Here is a 17,313-nt window from a genome sequence, read left to right on the forward strand (position 1 = left end):
CGGTTACTTCAAATGTTCAGAGCTTATCGATTTTAACTTTCTTTGTCCGCCACACGACTGCGTGCGGGCAATCGCCTCGGATCGTCTCCCGGCGACCCATCGCCGCGCGGCATGGCCGGCGAAAACCTGTCGAGCGAGGAAACAATGCCGCGCAATACTTTCAATTCCTGTTCGGCGAAGCCGGCGCGCGTCAGCACGGCGCGCAGATTGTCGACCATCTTCGGCTTCTTCTCTTCCGGCCGGAAGTAACCGCGCGCCTCAAGCGCTCCCTCCAGATAGGCGAACAGGCTGTGCAGCTGTTCCTTGGTCGCCGGCGCCAGCTCCGGTCCGGAGAAATTGGTCGCCGTTTCGTCGGCAAGGCCGGATTTCATCCACTCATAGGACATCAAAAGCACGGCCTGGGCGATGTTGAGCGATGAAAAGCCCGGATCGACCGGAAAGGTGACGATCTCGTCGGCAAGCCCGACCTCGTCATTGTAGAGGCCGAAGCGCTCGCGGCCGAACAGGATGCCGGTGCGAAGCCCTGCCTCGGCGCGGGCGCGCAGTGCCCTGCCCGCTTCGACCGGGCCGCGTACCGGCTTGAAGCCGTCGCGCTCGCGCGCCGTGGTGGCGAAGACGAAGTTGAGGTCGGCGACCGCGGACGCCAGGTCGTCGAACACAACGGTGGCATCGATGACATGGTCGGCGCGGCTGGCGGCGGCGCGGGCCTTCTCGCTCGGCCAGCCGTCGCGCGGATTGACCAGGCGCAACTCGGACAAACCGAAATTGGCCATCGCCCGCGCCACCATGCCGATGTTCTCGCCAAGCTGTGGCTCGACCAGGATGATCGCCGGTCCGGCGGAGGCGGTCTTGGCTGCATCTTCTAGTGCGGGCATGGCTGTCGGTAACCGATGTTTGCGGCGTTTCGGCGTCCCCTGCCACATCCGACGCCTAAAATGAAGCATTCACAACAGCGGCACTCGTCCAACATGAGGCTGATCGCGGTTTGCGCGCTCAAAAAGCCTTTGATATACGCTCCCCATCCCCGGCCGAACGCCATGCGGGCAAGGCCGTTCAGATCCCCAGCAACGAGGCATTCTTTCCATGGCGAAGATCAAGGTGGCGAACCCGGTCGTCGAACTCGACGGCGACGAGATGACCCGCATCATCTGGCAGTTCATCAAGGACAAGCTGATCCACCCTTATCTCGACCTCAAGCTTGAATATTACGACCTCGGCGTCGAGCACCGCGACGCCACTAACGACCAGGTGACGATCGATTCGGCCAACGCCATCAAGAAGTGGGGCGTCGGCGTCAAATGCGCCACGATCACCCCCGACGAGCAGCGCGTCGAGGAATTCAAGCTGAAGAAGATGTGGAAATCGCCCAACGGCACCATCCGCAACATCCTCGGTGGCACCATCTTCCGCGAGCCGATCATCATGAAGAACGTACCGCGCCTGGTGCCCGGCTGGACCAAGCCGATCATCGTCGGCCGTCACGCCTTCGGCGACCAGTACCGTGCCACCGATTTCCGCTTCCCCGGCAAGGGCAAGCTGACGATCAAATTCGTCGGCGAGGACGGCCAGGTGATCGAGCACGACGTCTATGACGCGCCCGGCGCCGGCGTCGCCATGGCCATGTACAATCTCGACGAGTCGATCCGCGAGTTTGCCCGCGCCTCGTTGAATTACGGCCTGCTGCGCAACTATCCGGTCTATCTGTCGACCAAGAACACGATCCTGAAAGCCTATGACGGCCGCTTCAAGGACATCTTCCAGGAGGTCTACGAGAAGGAGTTCGAGGCCGAGTTCAAGGCAAAGAAAATCTGGTACGAGCACCGGCTGATCGACGACATGGTGGCCTCCGCCCTGAAATGGTCGGGCGGCTATGTCTGGGCCTGCAAGAACTATGACGGCGATGTGCAGTCCGACACGGTTGCGCAAGGCTTCGGCTCGCTCGGCCTGATGACCTCGGTGCTGATGACGCCCGACGGCAAGACTGTCGAGGCCGAGGCCGCGCACGGCACCGTCACCCGCCACTACCGCCAGCATCAGAAGGGCGAGGAAACCTCGACCAATTCGATTGCCTCGATCTTCGCCTGGACGCGTGGCCTCGCCCACCGCGCCAAGCTCGACGACAATGCCGAGCTGAAGCGTTTCGCCGACACGCTGGAAAAGGTCTGCATCCAGACGGTCGAGAGCGGCTTCATGACCAAGGACCTGTCGCTCTTGATCGGTCCCGACCAGCCCTGGCTGTCGACCACCGGCTTCCTCGACAAGATCGACGAGAATTTGCAGAAGGCGATGGGGTAATCCCCGACATACCGAAGGCTCCGCAAGGAGCCTTCTTCCTTTGGATGACAACATAGGCAAAGGGCCGGGCCCGATGACCAAACCGATCCTCTATGGCGCCGACTACAGCGTCTATGTGCGCATCGCGCGCATGGCGCTTGAGGAGAAAGGCGTCGGTTACGAGCTCGTGCCGCTCGACATCTTCGCCGCCGAGGGCATTCCCGCCTGGTATCTGGAGCACCATCCCTTCGGCCGCATCCCGGCTTTCGAACATGACGGTTTTCGTTTGTTCGAGACCAATGCCATCACACGCTATATCGACGAGGCCTTCGACGGCCTGGCGCTGCAACCGGCGGATGCGTGTGGCCGCGCCAGGATGACCCAGATTATCGGCATGCTCGACGCCTATGGCTACCGCGCCATGGTCTGGGATGTTGCCGTCGAGCGGCTGGAGAAGGCTGAGCCGGACGAGAGCCTGATTGCCGCCGGCCTTAAGCAGGCGGAAACGATGCTGAAGGTGCTGACCTCGCTGAAAACCCAAGGACCATGGCTGCTCGGCGACCAGCTGACCCTGGCTGACCTGCATGCGGCGCCGATCATCGCCTATTTCGTCAAGGTCGCCGAAGGCCGCGACTTGCTGGCGCGGTTTGCGGATATTCGAGACTGGTACGGGCGCGTTGCGGTCCGGCCGAGCTTCGTACGGACTGAAAAGGTTGGCTGATAAGTATTGAGAGGTCTGCGGGACAGCGCCCCTCTCTGTCCTGCCGGACATCTCCCCCACTTGGGAGATCAGACGTCACATCGGCTTTTGCCAACTTTCAACGGTGCAGAAAAGCGTGCCGGCGCGCGAGCTGCCAATCTCCCCCCTCGTGGGGGAGATGTCCGGCAGGACAGAGGGGGGCGCTGTCCCGCCAACGTTTCGATAAAATCGTCCCGAGCCTACGCCGCTTCGACCGCCGCCCTCACCGCCGCGATCGCGTCATTGGCCTTCGACGCATCGGGGCCGCCGGCCTGCGCCATGTCGGGACGGCCGCCGCCACCCTGCCCGCCAAGCGCGGCGGAAGCAACGCGCACGAGGTCGACGGCGCTGAAGCGGCCGGTGAGGTCGTCGGTGACGGCGACCACCACGCTTGCCTTGTTGTCCTCGCCGGCGCCGACAAAGACGACGACGCCTGAGCCCAGCGTCTTCTTGCCGGCATCGGCGAGCGGCTTCAGGTCCTTCGGCGCAACGCCGCTAACCGCCTTGCCGAGGAAGCCGACACCGGCGACAATCTCGTTGGCCGCCGGAGCATCGGCAGGGCCGGCGCCACCGCCCAGCGCCAGCTTCTTGCGCGCCTCGGTCAGCTCCTTCTCGAGCTTTTTGCGCTCCTCGAGCAGGGTCTCGACGCGCGCCGGCACATCGGCCGGCGAGATCTTCAGCGTCGCCGCCACTGCCTTCAGCCGCTTGTCCTGTTCGTCGAGGTGCCTGCGTGCCGCTTCGCCGGTCAGCGCCTCGATGCGGCGCACGCCGGCCGCGACCGCGCTGTCCGACAGGATGCGCACCAGGCCGATATCGCCGGTCGACCTGACATGCGTGCCGCCGCAGAGCTCGACCGAATAAGGACGGTTGGCCTTGGCGCCATGCAGGCCGGTGCCCATCGACACGACGCGCACCTCGTCGCCATATTTCTCGCCGAACAGCGCCATGGCACCCTCGGCGATCGCGTCGTCGACCGACATCAGGCGCGTCGTCACCGGGCTGTTCTGGACGACGATCTCATTGGCCATGCGCTCGACCTCATCGAGGTCTTCCGCCGAAATCGGCTTGTTGTGCGAGATGTCGAAGCGCAGCCGCTCGGGCGCCACCAGCGAGCCCTTCTGCGCCACATGGGTGCCCAGCACCTCGCGCAGCGCCTCGTGGATCAGGTGCGTCGCGGAATGGTTGGCGCGCAGCTTCGAGCGGCGGGCATGGTCGACCTTCAGTTCAACCGCCGAGCCGGTCTTGACGGTGCCGTTCACCACCTTGCCGATATGGACGAACAGGCCGTCGGCTTTCTTCTGCGTATCGGAAACCTCGATCGAGAAGCCGTCGCCTGAGATTACGCCGGTGTCGCCCATCTGGCCGCCGGATTCAGCGTAGAACGGCGTCTGGTTGACGACAACGGCAACGGCATCGCCCTCGCCGGCGCTGTCGACGCTCAGGCCGTCCTTGACCAGCGCCTGGATCAGGCCTTCGGCAGCTTCCGTCTCATAGCCGAGGAATTCGGTCGCGCCGGTCTTCTCGCGCACCGCAAACCACACCGTCTCGGTCGCCGCCTCGCCGGAGCCTGCCCAATGCGCGCGCGCCTCGGCCTTCTGCCGCTCCATCGCGTCGGTGAAACCGGCGAGATCGACCGAGATGTTGCGCTGGCGTAGCGCATCTTGCGTCAGGTCGAGCGGGAAGCCATAGGTGTCGTAGAGCTTGAAAGCCGTCTCACCATCCAGCATGTCGCCGCCATGCAATGTCTCGGTCGCCTCCGAAAGCAGGCCAAGGCCGCGCGACAGCGTTTTGCCGAAACGCGTCTCCTCGAGCTTCAGCGTCTCGGTGATCAGGTCTTGTCCGCGCAGCAGTTCCGGATAGGCCTGGCCCATTTCGCGCACCAGCGCCGGCACCAGCTGCCACATCAAGGGCTCCTTGGCGCCGAGCAGCTGCGCATGGCGCATGGCGCGGCGCATGATGCGGCGCAGCACATAGCCGCGACCTTCATTCGACGGCAACACGCCGTCGGCCACCAGGAAGGATGACGAGCGCAGATGATCGGCAATGACGCGGTAGGAGGCGACATTCTCCGCCCCCGGGCCATGGCCGAGCGCCGACGACGCGGCGTCGATCAGGTGACGGAACAGGTCGGTCTCGAAGACGCTTTCCACCCCTTGCAGGATGGACGCCATGCGCTCCAGGCCCATGCCGGTATCGATCGACGGGCGCGGCAGGTCGATGCGCTCTTCCTTCGTCACCTGCTCATACTGCATGAACACCAGGTTCCAGAATTCCAGGAACCGGTCGCCGTCTTCCTCCGGGCTGCCGGGCGGGCCGCCCCAGATGTGCTCGCCGCGGTCGATGAAGATTTCCGAGCACGGGCCGCATGGGCCGGTGTCGCCCATCGCCCAGAAATTGTCCGAGGTCGCGATGCGGATGATGCGGTCGTCCGAAAAGCCGGCGATCTTCTTCCAGTAGCCAGCCGCCTCGTCGTCGGTGTGGTAGACGGTGACCAGCAGCTTGTCCTTGTTCAGCCCGAATTCTTTGGTGATCAGGTTCCAGGCAAGCTCGATGGCACGTTCCTTGAAGTAATCGCCGAACGAGAAATTGCCGAGCATCTCGAAGAAGGTGAGATGGCGCGCGGTGTAGCCGACATTGTCGAGGTCATTGTGCTTGCCACCGGCGCGCACGCTCTTCTGCGCCGTCGAGGCGCGCGAGTAAGGGCGCTTCTCCAGGCCGGTGAAGACGTTCTTGAACTGCACCATGCCGGCATTGGTGAACATCAATGTCGGGTCGTTGCGCGGCACCAGCGGGCTCGAGGCGACGATCTCGTGCCCTTCCTTGCGGAAGTAGTCGAGGAATGTCGACCGGATCTCGTTCACGCCAACCATGGTACTTGCCTTTTTCGCGAAAACCGCCGGCACGGCCGGCGGCAATGAGCATTGTGTTTAAAGCAATTCCAGGAAACGTGTGAAGTCCGTCCGGAATGGCGTCAAAACGAAGTGATGGACTGGCCTTTTAGCGATAGGCCTTGGCGCTGTCCAGAAACACGGGAACTAAGCATGTCGCCCAAAAATGCGCAGCGGTTTTGGGGAAACGACATGCGCAAAAACAAGCGTTGAAGCGCGTCGTCTGTTTCAGCGCGACGCGCTTTAGCCAGGCGACAAAGCCCAGCGCTCGAATTCCCGCGCTTAAAACGCAAAACCGCCGGCACGAGGGCCGGCGGTTCGGGTACGCAATACTCAAGAACTCAATTACATAAGCATAAGACAATAAACCGGGATTGTGGCCGAACTCCGGCCAAGCCGGCTAATTGCCCGTTCCCGGAATTCCGGCGCATCAGACAGCGCCAGCTTCATCCTCGAAACCGTCATCGCCGTTGCCTTCGGACCTGTCATTCTCGAGGAATTTCTCGGCGATCAGACCGGCATTCTGGCGCAACGCCAACTCGACTTCGCGCGCGGTGTCGGGATTGTCGCGCAGGAACAGCTTCGCGTTCTCGCGGCCCTGGCCGAGACGTTGCGAATTGTAGGAGAACCAGGCGCCCGACTTCTCGATGACGCCCGCCTTGACGCCGAGATCGACCAGTTCGCCGGTCTTCGACACGCCTTCGCCATACATGATATCGAACTCGACCACCTTGAAGGGCGGCGCCAGCTTGTTCTTGACCACCTTGACGCGGGTCTGGTTACCGACGACCTCGTCGCGGTCCTTGACCGAGCCGATGCGGCGGATGTCGAGGCGCACCGAGGCGTAGAATTTCAGCGCATTGCCGCCGGTCGTGGTTTCCGGCGAGCCGAACATGACGCCGATCTTCATGCGGATCTGGTTGATGAAGATGACCATGGTGTTGGAGCGCGAGATCGAGGCGGTCAGCTTGCGCAGCGCCTGGCTCATCAGGCGAGCCTGCAGACCCGGCAGCGAATCGCCCATCTCACCTTCGATTTCAGCGCGCGGCGTCAGCGCCGCGACCGAATCGACCACCAGCACGTCGATGGCGCCGGAGCGCACCAGCGTGTCGCAGATTTCCAGCGCCTGCTCGCCGGTATCGGGCTGCGAGATCAAAAGGTTCTCCAGATCGACGCCGAGCTTGCGGGCATAGACCGGGTCGAGCGCATGTTCTGCGTCGACGAAGGCGCAGATGCCGCCCTTCTTCTGGGCTTCGGCCACCGTGTGCAGCGCCAGCGTCGTCTTGCCCGAGCTTTCCGGCCCGTAGATCTCGATGATACGGCCGCGCGGCAGGCCGCCGACGCCGAGCGCGATGTCGAGGCCGAGCGATCCGGTCGGCACGGTTTCGATCTCGACCACCTGCTCGTTGGCGCCGAGCCGCATGATCGAGCCCTTGCCGAAAGCGCGCTCGATTTGCGACAGCGCCGCATCCAGAGCCTTTGATTTGTCCACTGCCTTGTCCTCTACAAGCCGCAAAGAATTCTGAGCCATGATACATCACCCCTTGGTCGTCAATGAAGGCCGGACAATCCGTAATCCCTGTTAGTTTGTACCTTTTTTGTTCTCATTTGGCAAGAGGCAACAAACATTTGAAAAACATTCAATATCTGGATTTGTTCTATTTTTGTCTCACCAGGGCTAGTCGCGGCCGCGACGACTGGTCCAGAAGCACCCGCTAAACCGGCCGCCCGAATCGCGAACGATTGCGAGGCTGCCCGGAGAAACCTAGTGTGCGCAGCCGAACGATCAATGAGGTGAACTCCCCGCATGCCGACATCCCCGACAATCCTGGCGCTGGGCGGCGCCCATATCGACCGGCGCGGCCAGGTGTCGGGCGCCTATGTGCCCGCCGCCTCCAATCCGGGCGTCATGCGCGAGGATGTCGGCGGGGTCGTCTTCAACGCGCTGCGCAGCGTGGTCAAGCGCGGCGTGTCGGCCTCGCTGATGTCCGTGCGCGGCGGCGATGTGGCTGCAGAGACAGTTGCCTCGGCCATCGACGATGCCGGCATTACCGACCTTTCGGTGGTGTTTCTCGACCGCGTCACGCCGAGCTATACGGCCTTGATCGACGCAGAGGGCGAGCTGATTGTCGGCCTGGCCGACATGGCGCTCTACGATCTCGCTTTTCCAAAGCAGATAAGACGCGCCAAGGTGCGCGAGGCGATCGACGCCGCCGACGCCATCCTGTGCGACGCCAATTTGCCGACAGCGGCGCTGGAACGGCTGACAGCACTGGCCGGCGGGCGGCCGGTCTTTGCCATCGCCGTCTCGCCGGCCAAGGTCGTCCGCCTGGCGCCGCTGCTCGAGGCGCTGTCACTGCTTTTCATGAACCGCCGCGAAGTGGCGGCCCTTGTCGGCGCCGGTCTGTCGGATGGGGACGCCGTCGGCAAGCTGAGGCAGGCTGGCCTCGGCGCCGGCGTGATCACCGCCGGCAGCGCCCCGGTTCTGGGCTTCGACGATGGCGGCATGTTCGAGATCGATCCGCCCGCGCCGCGCCGGATTGCCGACGTCACGGGCGCCGGCGACGCGCTGACGGGCGCAACGGTTGCCGCGATGCTGCGCGGACTGCCCTTGCGCTCCGCCCTGCGCGAGGGCCTGGCCGCGGCGATGCTTGCCATCGAGAGCGCCGAGGCCGTGCCGGCCTTCACGGCGGCGAGCTTCGCGCAGGCGCTTGCCCTTGTGCCGCAGGCGCGGGAAGTGGCATAGGGCCAGAAAAATCATCTTGCCGGAGCCCAATTCTCCGGATCGGAGACAGACATGACGCCGCAAACCGCCAGCCCCTTCATCGACATCCATCCGCCGGTCGCCGAAGCGCTCCGCGCCGGCAAGCCTGTGGTGGCGCTGGAATCGACCATCATCACCCATGGCATGCCCTACCCCGACAATGGCGCGATGGCGGCCAAGGTCGAGCAGATCATCATCGAGGGCGGCGCCACACCGGCGACGATCGCCGTGGTCAACGGCCGCATCAAGATCGGCCTCTCCGACGGCGAACGCGAATCGCTTGCCATGACCGGCGACGCCATGAAGCTGTCGCGCGCCGATATCGGCTTTGCGGTGGCTGAAAGTCGCACCGGCGGCACCACCGTCGCCGCGACCATGATCGCCGCGCATATCGCCGGGATAAAAGTGTTCGCCACCGGCGGCATCGGCGGCGTCCACAAGGGCGCGGAAAAGAGTTTTGATATTTCGGCCGACCTCGATGAGCTGGCGCGCACGCCGGTCATCGTCGTCTCGGCCGGCGCCAAGGCGATCCTCGACATCGAAAAGACGCTGGAAGTGCTGGAGACGCGCGGCGTGCCGGTGGTCGGCCACGCCTGCGAAACCATGCCGGCCTTCTGGTCGCGGCAGTCGCGCTTCCGCGCCCCGCTCACGCTGCACAACGCGGAAGAGATCGCCCGTTTCTACGAAACACGACAGGCGCTTGGCCTGAGCGGCGGCATTCTGATCGCCAATCCGGTGCCGCGGAATGACGAGATCTCGGCCGACGAGATGGCCGGCTACATCGAAGCCGCGCAAAAGGCGGCCGAAGCACAGAACGTCACCGGCAAGGCGGTGACGCCCTTCCTGCTCGGAAAAATCCTGGAACTGACCGATGGACGGAGTCTGAAGACCAACATCGCGCTGGTCGAGAACAACGCGCGGCTGGCGGCGGAGATTGCCAAGGCGTTGTAGGTTTCACGCGGCGAAGACCCCCTCACCCGGATTGCCAAGACCGAATTGCAGAGAGCAATTCGGGGCAATCCGACCTCTCCCCGAGGGGAGAGGAGCGTGCCTGCGCCGACGCCAACCTCTTCTCCCCCTCGGGGAGAAGGTGGCCGCGGAGCGGCCGGATGAGGGGGCGGCCTCGCGCTTGCGGGAATCTACTTCCCAGCCCTGCGCCCCGCCTCATACGCGCGCCGCGCCCAGACAATCATCTCGTCGGGATCGTCGAAAGCGCTGTCGGGAATGCTCCAATAGGGCATTGCGACCAGCTTGCCATGCCGTGAGCCCGTATAGGTCCACTGTTTGCAGCCGGCAGCCATGAAATCGGGCGCACTTTGTTCGTCGGCCTTGAGCAGCAATTCGCCGCGTAGCACGATGGCCACGATCACGCCGTCGAAATAGATGCCTTTGCCGCCGAACAGTTTTCGGATGCTGACCGGGCCGAGCCCCTCGAACAGTTCGGCGATGCGTTCATTGTCCATGCCGCGATCATGTCACCGGCATGCGGCCTTGTCATGGTCGCAACCAAAAGCATGCTGACAAGTTGAAAAGGTGGAAACGGAGTACCTCATGCCTGTCCTGCTCAAAGGTTCCTGCCGCTGCGGCGCCGTGCGCTTCGAGGTGGAGAGCCACACGCCGGTGCCGTTCATGCTCTGCTACTGCTCGATCTGCCGCAAGCAGCAAGGCGGCGGCGGTTTCGCCATCAATCTCGGCGCCGACTACGAGACCATGAACATCCGCGGCAAGCGCAGCCTCGGCGTTTTCCGCGCCGAGATAGAGGACGATGAGCACCCGCATTGCGAGATATCGACCGGCGAGCGCAACTTCTGCAGGAAATGCGGTTCGGCTCTCTGGCTCTACGACCCGACCTGGCCAGAGCTGGTGCACCCCTTCGCCTCGGCCATCGACAGCGATCTGCCGAAGCCACCGGAAAAGGTGCATCTGATGCTGAAATACAAGGCCAACTGGGTCGAGCCGGTGATCGGCAAGAAGGACAAGGCGTTCGACGTCTATCCGGAGGAGTCGATCGCCGACTGGCACAAAAGAACAGGGACATGGGTGGAATAGCGCCAGGAGGCCGACATGAACCTTACAACCCACAAGAAATTCAAAGGCGATCGTCTGATGCCCTGGGGCAAGGGCACGGTCGTCACCGACGCAAAAGGATATGTTTTCCTGTGCGGCAACACCGCCACGGTCGACGATTATGACCCGTCGAAACATCAAGGCGGCGCGATTGGCGACCCTGCCATGCAGTGGCGGTCAATTCTTGCGAACATCAAAACGGATCTCGAGGAACTTGGCAGTTCGCTCGACCATCTGGTCAAGGTAACGTTTTACATCAAAGGGCCGTTTCCGACCGGCGGCGTCCTCAGCTCACCCAATTTCCGACTGGACGTGCTGGACGAATTCTTTGCCGAACATTGTCCGAAACATTGCAGCTACAACAACCCGCCGCCATCGGAAGTGATCGGCGTCGCCGCCCTGGCGCAGCCTGACCTGGTCGTCGAACTTGTCGTGATCGCAGCGCTGCCAGACTAGGCAGCACCGCCGGAAAGCTTGCTCAGGCGGAAGCGCGCGCCTCGGCCAGCGCCTTGAGATCGGCCGGCTTCAATTCGACCGACTCGCCGCAGCCGCAGGCCGAGCTCTGGTTCGGGTTCTTGAAGGTGAAACCGGTGCGCAGCGTCGTCTGCTCGAAATCCATCTCGGTGCCGAACAGGAAAAGCGCTGCTTCCGGCGCGACATAGACATGGGCGCCATCGCGCTCGATGTGGTCGTCCTTGGTGTTCGGTTCGGTCACCAGATCGACCGTGTATTCCATGCCGGCGCAGCCGCCCTTCTTGATGCCGAGGCGAATGCCATGCGCATTGTCGCGCGTGGCGACGATCTCGCGCACGCGGTCGGCGGCCTTGTCGGTCATCGTGATGACGGCGAAGCGTCCCATGTTCGTCCTTCTCCATTCCATGCAGGTTCAAGGCCTGCCGAATGATTCCTCACCTAAAATGGTGAAGTTTTACCACTGGCGCAAGTGCGCCAGCCCTTTCCTGCCTAAAGCGCGACGCGCTTTAGGTTTTTGTTTTATGCATGTCGTTGTCCCAAAACCGAGGTCACTTTTGGGCGACATGCATTAATACCAGCCCACCGCGACCTGCGCCTCTTCCGACATGCGGTCGGGCGTCCATGGCGGGTCGAAGGTCATGTTGACCTCGACGCCCGACACGCCTTCCACGGCGCCGACGGCGTTTTCCACCCATCCCGGCATTTCGCCGGCCACCGGGCAGCCGGGCGCGGTCAGCGTCATGTCGATCTTGACCGAACGGTCGTCCTCGATGTCGATCTTGTAGACGAGGCCGAGTTCGTAGATGTCGGCCGGGATTTCCGGGTCGTAGACCGTCTTCAACGCCGAGACGATGTCGTCGGTCAGCCGCGCCAGTTCGTCGGCGGGGATGGCCGAGGCCGACACGATGCCGTTGGCGGCCGTTTCCGGAACAGTGTCTGCGGTGGTGCTCACATCATCCATCATCGTCATCCGAAGAACTTTCGCGCCTTTTCCAGCGCCTCGGCCAAAGCGTCGACTTCGGCCCTGGTATTATACATGCCGAACGATGCCCTGCATGTGGAGGTGACGCCGAAGCGTTTCAACAGCGGTTGGGCGCAATGGGTGCCGGCGCGAACCGCCACGCCCTGCCTGTCTATCACCATCGACACGTCATGGGCGTGAATACCCTGCAATTCGAACGATATGATGGCGCCCTTGCCGGGCGCATCGCCGAAGATGCGCAGCGAGTTGATCGACCGCAGTCTTTCGTGGGCGTAATTCTTCAGGTCCGCCTCGTGCGCGGCGATGCGCTCGCGGCCGACCGTCTGCATATATTCCAGCGCAGCACCCAGGCCGATCGCCTGCACGATCGGCGGCGTGCCGGCCTCGAAACGGTGCGGCGGATCGTTGTAGGTGACGATGTCCTCCGTCACCTCCTCGATCATCTCGCCGCCGCCCATGAAGGGCCGCATCTCTTCCAGCCTATCCTTCTTGCCGTAGAGCACGCCGATGCCAGACGGACCGTAGACCTTGTGTCCGGTAAAGACGAAGAAATCGCAGTCGAGGTCCTGGACGTCGATGGGCATATGCACGGCGCTCTGGCTGCCGTCGACGAGCACCGGAATGCCGCGCGAATGCGCGATGCGCACGATTTCCTTGATCGGCGTCACCGTGCCCAGCGCATTGGACATCTGGGTGATGGCGACCAGCTTGGTGCGGCTGGTCAGGCGCTTTTCGAATTCCTCGATGTGGAAGGCGCCGAGATCGTCGACCGGCACCCAGACCAGCTTGGCGCCCTGCCGCTCCCGGATGAAATGCCAGGGCACGATGTTGGAGTGGTGCTCCATGATCGACAGCACGATCTCGTCGCCTTCGCCGATCCGCGGCATGCCATAGCCATAGGCGACGGTGTTGATCGCCGAGGTCGTGTTGGAGGTGAAGACGATGTTGTCGGTGCTCGGCGCGTTCAAAAACCGCTGCACGGACTTGCGGGCCTTCTCATAGGCATCGGTCGCGGCGTTCGACAGGAAATGCAGGCCGCGATGGACGTTGGCGTATTCCTGGGAATAGGCATGCTGGATGGTGTCGAGCACCACCTGCGGCTTCTGCGCCGACGCGCCATTGTCGAGATAGACGAGCGGCTTGCCGTAGACCTGACGCGACAGGATAGGGAAGTCGCGGCGGATCGCCTCGACATCGTAGGGGGTGGTTTCGATCTTCTGGTCCATCACAAGCTCTCTTGAGGCAAAGCCTCACTCTGTCACGCACCCCTCATCCGGCCCTTCGGGCCACCTTCTCCCCGTGAACGGGGAGAAGGAAGGCGCTACCCGTGCGTCAAAAACCAGCCGTCGAGGCGGGCTTCCAGCGCTTCGACCAATGCCTCGTCGTCCAGTTCCTCGATCACCTCGGCGACAAAAGCCTTCACAAGAAGGCCGCGCGCGCTCTTCTCGTCGATGCCGCGCGCCATCAGGTAGAAGAGATGGTTGTGGTCGATCTCGGTGACGGTCGCGCCATGGCCGCAAACGACGTCGTCGGCGAAGATTTCCAGCTCCGGCTTGGTCGAGAACTCGCCGTCGTCCGACAGGAGCAGAGTATTGCAGGCCATCTTGGCGTTGGTCTTCTGCGCGTACTGATGCACGTTGATGCGGCCCTGGAAGACGCCGCGCGCCTTGCCGGTCACGACATTGCGGATCACTTCCGTCGAGGTCGTGTGCGGCACGGCATGGTCGAGCACCATGGTGGTGTCGGTATGGGTGTCGCCGGCCAAAAGATTGATGCCGCGCAGCTGGAAGTCGGCGCCTTCCCCTGTCGTCTTGACCACGATCTCCTGGCGCACCAGTCTGCCTCCGGCATTCATCACGAACAGCGTCAGCTTCGCGTCCTTGCCGATATGCGCCTTGAACTGCGCAAGGTGCGTGGCCGTCTCCGGCTGCTCCTGCACGATCAGCCAGGTCACCTCAGCGCCCTCGTCGAGCACAAGCTGGCTGACGGAACTGACCAGCGCATCGCTGCCCTCGCCCGTTTGCCGCTCGACGATGATCGCCTTGGCGCCGGCGCCGACCTTGGTCAGCAGCCGCACATGCGCCTGACCACCAGCCTGCAAATTCTGCAGCTCGATCGGCTTTTCCAGCTCGGTGCCATCGGCGATCTCGACGAAATAGCCGTCAGCGACGAAGGCCGTGTTGAGCGCGCCGATCGCATCGTCGGAACCGTAGGGGTCGAGCCCCGGCGCCACGCTGCCGTCGGTGAGCTTTTCCGAGAGGCGCTGCACGGCAACGCCTTCGACCTGCGGCAGTTTTGTCTGCGACACGCCGTTCAGCACCGGCAGGACGGCTGAACCGTCCAGGATCGGAGCCAGTGCCTTCGCGACAGCATCGGCCTCGAAACCCGGCACCGACGTCAGCAGGCGGCGCAGATCCGTATAGTGCCAGGATTCGACGCGGCGCGTCGGCAGGCCGTGCTTGATCGCCTCGATCGCGTCGTCGCGCTTGATCATCACCGCGCCGTCGCCCGGCAGCAGCGACAAGCGCTCGCCGAACGCGTCGATCAGCGCCGTCTCGGCCAAGGTCCGCTGGGGCTGTGCATGCATGTTCATGGCTCTTGCCTCGACTGCCATCTCAGGCGGCTTCGCCGATCACGCCGGCATAGCCATTGGCCTCGAGGTCGAGCGCCAGCGACTTGTCGCCCGACTTGATGACCTGGCCTTTGTACAGCACGTGCACGCTGTCGGGCACGATGTGCTCCAGCAGGCGCTGGTAGTGGGTGATGACGACGATGGAGCGCTCCGGCGAGCGCAGCGCGTTGACGCCATCCGAGACGATCTTCAGCGCGTCGATGTCGAGGCCGGAATCGGTCTCGTCGAGCACGCACAGTTTCGGCTCAAGCAGCTTCATCTGCAGGATCTCGGCGCGCTTCTTCTCGCCGCCGGAGAAACCGACATTGAGCGGCCGCTTCAGCATCGCCATGTCCATGCTGAGCGAGGCGGCGGCTTCCTTCACCCGCTTCAAAAATTCCGGGATCTTCAGCGGCTCCTCGCCGCGCGCCTTGCGCTGCTCGTTCATCGCCACTTTGAGGAATTCCATGGTCGCCACGCCCGGTATCTCCATCGGGTACTGGAAGGCGAGGAAGATACCGGCAGTGGCGCGCTCGGCCGGATCCATTTCGAGGATCGACTGGCCGTTGTAGAGGATGTCGCCCTCGGTCACTTCGTAATCCTCGCGGCCGGCCAGGATATAGGACAGCGTCGACTTGCCAGAGCCGTTGGGGCCCATGATCGCGGCGACCTCGCCGTCTTGCACGGTCAGGTTCAAGCCGCGGATGATCTCGGTGCCATCATCGACGATGCGGGCGTGAAGGTTCTTTATCTCAAGCATTCTTTTCTTTCCTGAATATCTTTCCGGTCAGCCGACCGAGCCCTCAAGCGAGATGCCGATCAGCTTCTGCGCTTCGACGGCGAACTCCATCGGCAGCTGCTGGATGACGTCCTTGACGAAGCCGTTGACGATCAGCGCGATCGCCTCTTCTTCGGGGATGCCGCGCTGCATGACATAGAACTTCTGGTCCTCGGAAATCTTCGACGTCGTCGCTTCGTGCTCGAACTGCGCCGTCGAGTTCTTGGCTTCCATGTAAGGCACGGTGTGCGCGCCGCACTGGTCGCCGATCAGGAGCGAGTCGCAATTGGTGAAATTGCGCGCGTTGGTCGCCTTGCGATGCGCCGAGACCTGGCCGCGATAGGTGTTCTGCGAGAAACCGGCGGCGATGCCCTTGGAGATGATGCGGCTCGACGTGTTCTTGCCGAGATGGATCATCTTGGTGCCGCTATCGACCTGCTGATAACCGTTCGACACGGCGATCGAATAGAACTCGCCCTGCGAATCGTCGCCGCGCAGGATGCAGCTCGGGTACTTCCAGGTGATCGCCGAGCCGGTCTCGACCTGCGTCCACGAAATCTTCGAGCGGTCGCCGCGGCAGTCGCCGCGCTTGGTGACGAAATTATAGATGCCGCCCTTGCCCTCGGCGTCGCCCGGATACCAGTTCTGCACCGTCGAATATTTGATCTCGGCATCGTCGAGCGCGACCAGCTCAACGACAGCCGCATGCAACTGGTTCTCGTCGCGCTGCGGCGCTGTGCAGCCTTCGAGATAGGAGACGTAAGCCCCCTCCTCGGCGATGATCAGTGTGCGCTCGAACTGGCCGGTGTTCTTCTCGTTCATGCGGAAATAGGTCGACAGCTCCATCGGGCAGCGCACGCCCTTCGGCACGAAGACGAACGAACCGTCGGTGAACACCGCCGAATTCAGCGTCGCGTAGAAATTGTCCGAGGTCGGCACGACCGAACCCAGATATTTCTGCACCAGCTCCGAATGCTCGCGGATCGCTTCCGAGATCGAGCAGAAGATGACGCCGGCTTGCGCCAGCTCCTTCTTGAAGGTGGTGACGACGGAGACGGAATCGAACACCGCATCGACGGCGACGCGGCCCGACTTGTAGACATTGTCGCTGGCTTCCTCGAACTCGGACACGTCGGTCTTCTGCACGCCGGCGAGGATTTCCTGCTCGCGCAGCGGAATGCCGAGTTTCTCGTAGACCTTGAGCAGTTCGGGATCGACATCACTCAGCGACGTCGGGCCGGGCGTGCTCTTCGGCGCCGCGTAATAGTAGATGTCCTGAAAATCGATCTTCGGATAATGGACGCGCGCCCAATTCGGCTCTTCCAGCGTCAGCCAGCGCCGGTAGGCTTCCAGACGCCATTCCAGCATCCAGGACGGCTCGTCCTTCTTGGCCGAGATGAAGCGAATGATGTCTTCGCTCAGGCCCTTGGGGGCCTTGTCCATCGCGATCTCTGTCTGGAATCCGTATTTATACTGGTCGACGTCGATCTTTCGAACCCGATCGATCGTCTCCTGCACAGCAGGCATCAGCGTTCTCCATCCACGCCGGGTTCAAGGCCCGGCAGTTTTCAAACTATGGCATCGCTTTCAACCGAGCGCCGAAGCGCCCGAAGCGGCGTAAGTTCCATATAGTGCGTTCCAACCGGAAATTCACCCGGCCAGCGCGAAACGCACGGCTCTACCAGGCCAGCTGGCCTGAATTCATCTTCGGGCAGCGGATATGCGAGAACCATGAG

General features: G+C 62.8%; 16 protein-coding genes. 6 read left to right on the forward strand and 10 right to left on the reverse strand.

Going from position 1 to position 17,313, the window contains the following annotated elements; all coding sequences use genetic code 11:
• Nucleotides 1–32 precede the first annotated feature (32 nt).
• Nucleotides 33–875 (reverse strand): RNA methyltransferase, encoded by an 843-nt coding sequence (locus AB6802_RS14640; RefSeq protein ID WP_371010819.1) that lies wholly within the window; start codon nt 873–875, stop codon nt 33–35.
• 208 nt (nt 876–1,083) lie between these two features.
• Here AB6802_RS14640 and AB6802_RS14645 point away from each other — a divergent pair, with 208 nt between their 5' ends.
• Both AB6802_RS14645 and AB6802_RS14650 read left to right on the forward strand, forming a co-directional pair.
• The gene (locus AB6802_RS14645) at nt 1,084–2,295 is read left to right on the forward strand and encodes an NADP-dependent isocitrate dehydrogenase (protein ID WP_371010820.1); all 1,212 of its coding nucleotides are present in this window, start codon (nt 1,084–1,086) and stop codon (nt 2,293–2,295) included.
• A 73-nt stretch (nt 2,296–2,368) separates the two neighbouring features.
• Nucleotides 2,369–2,995: a glutathione S-transferase family protein gene (locus tag AB6802_RS14650; protein ID WP_371010821.1), complete on the forward strand. Its 627-nt coding sequence runs from the start codon at nt 2,369–2,371 to the stop codon at nt 2,993–2,995.
• A gap of 218 nt (nt 2,996–3,213) precedes the next feature.
• Here the strand turns inward: AB6802_RS14650 and alaS are convergent, their stop codons facing one another.
• Together alaS and recA are read right to left on the reverse strand one after the other, a co-directional pair.
• On the reverse strand, nt 3,214–5,883 hold the full coding sequence (gene alaS / locus AB6802_RS14655) for an alanine--tRNA ligase (protein WP_371010822.1): 2,670 nt from the start codon (nt 5,881–5,883) through the stop codon (nt 3,214–3,216).
• A gap of 448 nt (nt 5,884–6,331) precedes the next feature.
• Nucleotides 6,332–7,432 (reverse strand): recombinase RecA, encoded by a 1,101-nt coding sequence (recA, locus tag AB6802_RS14660; protein ID WP_371010823.1) that lies wholly within the window; start codon nt 7,430–7,432, stop codon nt 6,332–6,334.
• Between the two features lie 276 nt (nt 7,433–7,708).
• Here recA and AB6802_RS14665 point away from each other — a divergent pair, with 276 nt between their 5' ends.
• Complete coding sequence (locus AB6802_RS14665; protein WP_371010825.1) at nt 7,709–8,647, forward strand: carbohydrate kinase family protein; 939 nt, start codon at nt 7,709–7,711, stop codon at nt 8,645–8,647.
• 51 nt (nt 8,648–8,698) lie between these two features.
• Nucleotides 8,699–9,616 carry a pseudouridine-5'-phosphate glycosidase gene (locus AB6802_RS14670; protein ID WP_371010826.1) on the forward strand — a complete coding sequence of 306 codons (918 nt, stop codon included), beginning with the start codon at nt 8,699–8,701 and terminating at the stop codon, nt 9,614–9,616.
• A 188-nt stretch (nt 9,617–9,804) separates the two neighbouring features.
• On the opposite strand, the gene AB6802_RS14675 is transcribed toward AB6802_RS14670, so the two are convergent.
• Entirely contained in the window at nt 9,805–10,128 is a 324-nt protein-coding gene (locus tag AB6802_RS14675; RefSeq protein ID WP_371010827.1) for a TfoX/Sxy family protein, read from the reverse strand.
• A gap of 88 nt (nt 10,129–10,216) precedes the next feature.
• On the opposite strand from AB6802_RS14675, the gene AB6802_RS14680 reads away from it, so the two are divergent.
• Complete coding sequence (locus tag AB6802_RS14680) at nt 10,217–10,714, forward strand: GFA family protein (RefSeq protein ID WP_371010828.1); 498 nt, start codon at nt 10,217–10,219, stop codon at nt 10,712–10,714.
• Between the two features lie 15 nt (nt 10,715–10,729).
• Entirely contained in the window at nt 10,730–11,188 is a 459-nt protein-coding gene (locus AB6802_RS14685) for a RidA family protein (RefSeq protein ID WP_371010829.1), read from the forward strand.
• 22 nt (nt 11,189–11,210) lie between these two features.
• Here the strand turns inward: AB6802_RS14685 and sufA are convergent, their stop codons facing one another.
• The 6 genes from sufA to sufB all read right to left on the reverse strand — a co-directional run bounded on the left by sufA (nt 11,211) and on the right by sufB (nt 17,104).
• The gene (gene sufA, locus AB6802_RS14690; protein WP_371010830.1) at nt 11,211–11,591 is read right to left on the reverse strand and encodes a Fe-S cluster assembly scaffold SufA; all 381 of its coding nucleotides are present in this window, start codon (nt 11,589–11,591) and stop codon (nt 11,211–11,213) included.
• Nucleotides 11,592–11,774: 183 nt separating this feature from the next.
• Entirely contained in the window at nt 11,775–12,167 is a 393-nt protein-coding gene (locus AB6802_RS14695) for an SUF system Fe-S cluster assembly protein (RefSeq protein WP_371010831.1), read from the reverse strand.
• A gap of 5 nt (nt 12,168–12,172) precedes the next feature.
• The gene (locus AB6802_RS14700) at nt 12,173–13,414 is read right to left on the reverse strand and encodes a cysteine desulfurase (protein ID WP_371010832.1); all 1,242 of its coding nucleotides are present in this window, start codon (nt 13,412–13,414) and stop codon (nt 12,173–12,175) included.
• A 95-nt stretch (nt 13,415–13,509) separates the two neighbouring features.
• Nucleotides 13,510–14,781, reverse strand: coding sequence for a Fe-S cluster assembly protein SufD (gene sufD, locus AB6802_RS14705; protein WP_371010833.1), 1,272 nt, complete (start codon nt 14,779–14,781; stop codon nt 13,510–13,512).
• Between the two features lie 22 nt (nt 14,782–14,803).
• Complete coding sequence (sufC, locus tag AB6802_RS14710; RefSeq protein WP_371010834.1) at nt 14,804–15,559, reverse strand: Fe-S cluster assembly ATPase SufC; 756 nt, start codon at nt 15,557–15,559, stop codon at nt 14,804–14,806.
• Nucleotides 15,560–15,586: 27 nt separating this feature from the next.
• Nucleotides 15,587–17,104: a Fe-S cluster assembly protein SufB gene (sufB, locus tag AB6802_RS14715; protein ID WP_371010835.1), complete on the reverse strand. Its 1,518-nt coding sequence runs from the start codon at nt 17,102–17,104 to the stop codon at nt 15,587–15,589.
• Nucleotides 17,105–17,313: the final 209 nt, after the last annotated feature.

Source organism: Mesorhizobium sp. RCC_202 (assembly GCF_041355295.1).
Classification (GTDB): domain Bacteria; phylum Pseudomonadota; class Alphaproteobacteria; order Rhizobiales; family Rhizobiaceae; genus Mesorhizobium.

Bases quoted from the DNA above. Each gene is read 5' to 3' on its own strand.
- AB6802_RS14640 (WP_371010819.1), bottom strand. From the start codon at position 875: ATGCCCGCACTAGAAGATGCAGCCAAGACCGCCTCCGCCGGACCGGCG.
- AB6802_RS14645 (WP_371010820.1), top strand. From the start codon at position 1,084: ATGGCGAAGATCAAGGTGGCGAACCCGGTCGTCGAACTCGACGGCGAC.
- AB6802_RS14650 (WP_371010821.1), top strand. From the start codon at position 2,369: ATGACCAAACCGATCCTCTATGGCGCCGACTACAGCGTCTATGTGCGC.
- alaS (WP_371010822.1), bottom strand. From the start codon at position 5,883: ATGGTTGGCGTGAACGAGATCCGGTCGACATTCCTCGACTACTTCCGC.
- recA (WP_371010823.1), bottom strand. From the start codon at position 7,432: ATGGCTCAGAATTCTTTGCGGCTTGTAGAGGACAAGGCAGTGGACAAA.
- AB6802_RS14665 (WP_371010825.1), top strand. From the start codon at position 7,709: ATGCCGACATCCCCGACAATCCTGGCGCTGGGCGGCGCCCATATCGAC.
- AB6802_RS14670 (WP_371010826.1), top strand. From the start codon at position 8,699: ATGACGCCGCAAACCGCCAGCCCCTTCATCGACATCCATCCGCCGGTC.
- AB6802_RS14675 (WP_371010827.1), bottom strand. From the start codon at position 10,128: ATGGACAATGAACGCATCGCCGAACTGTTCGAGGGGCTCGGCCCGGTC.
- AB6802_RS14680 (WP_371010828.1), top strand. From the start codon at position 10,217: ATGCCTGTCCTGCTCAAAGGTTCCTGCCGCTGCGGCGCCGTGCGCTTC.
- AB6802_RS14685 (WP_371010829.1), top strand. From the start codon at position 10,730: ATGAACCTTACAACCCACAAGAAATTCAAAGGCGATCGTCTGATGCCC.
- sufA (WP_371010830.1), bottom strand. From the start codon at position 11,591: ATGGGACGCTTCGCCGTCATCACGATGACCGACAAGGCCGCCGACCGC.
- AB6802_RS14695 (WP_371010831.1), bottom strand. From the start codon at position 12,167: ATGGATGATGTGAGCACCACCGCAGACACTGTTCCGGAAACGGCCGCC.
- AB6802_RS14700 (WP_371010832.1), bottom strand. From the start codon at position 13,414: ATGGACCAGAAGATCGAAACCACCCCCTACGATGTCGAGGCGATCCGC.
- sufD (WP_371010833.1), bottom strand. From the start codon at position 14,781: ATGAACATGCATGCACAGCCCCAGCGGACCTTGGCCGAGACGGCGCTG.
- sufC (WP_371010834.1), bottom strand. From the start codon at position 15,559: ATGCTTGAGATAAAGAACCTTCACGCCCGCATCGTCGATGATGGCACC.
- sufB (WP_371010835.1), bottom strand. From the start codon at position 17,104: ATGCCTGCTGTGCAGGAGACGATCGATCGGGTTCGAAAGATCGACGTC.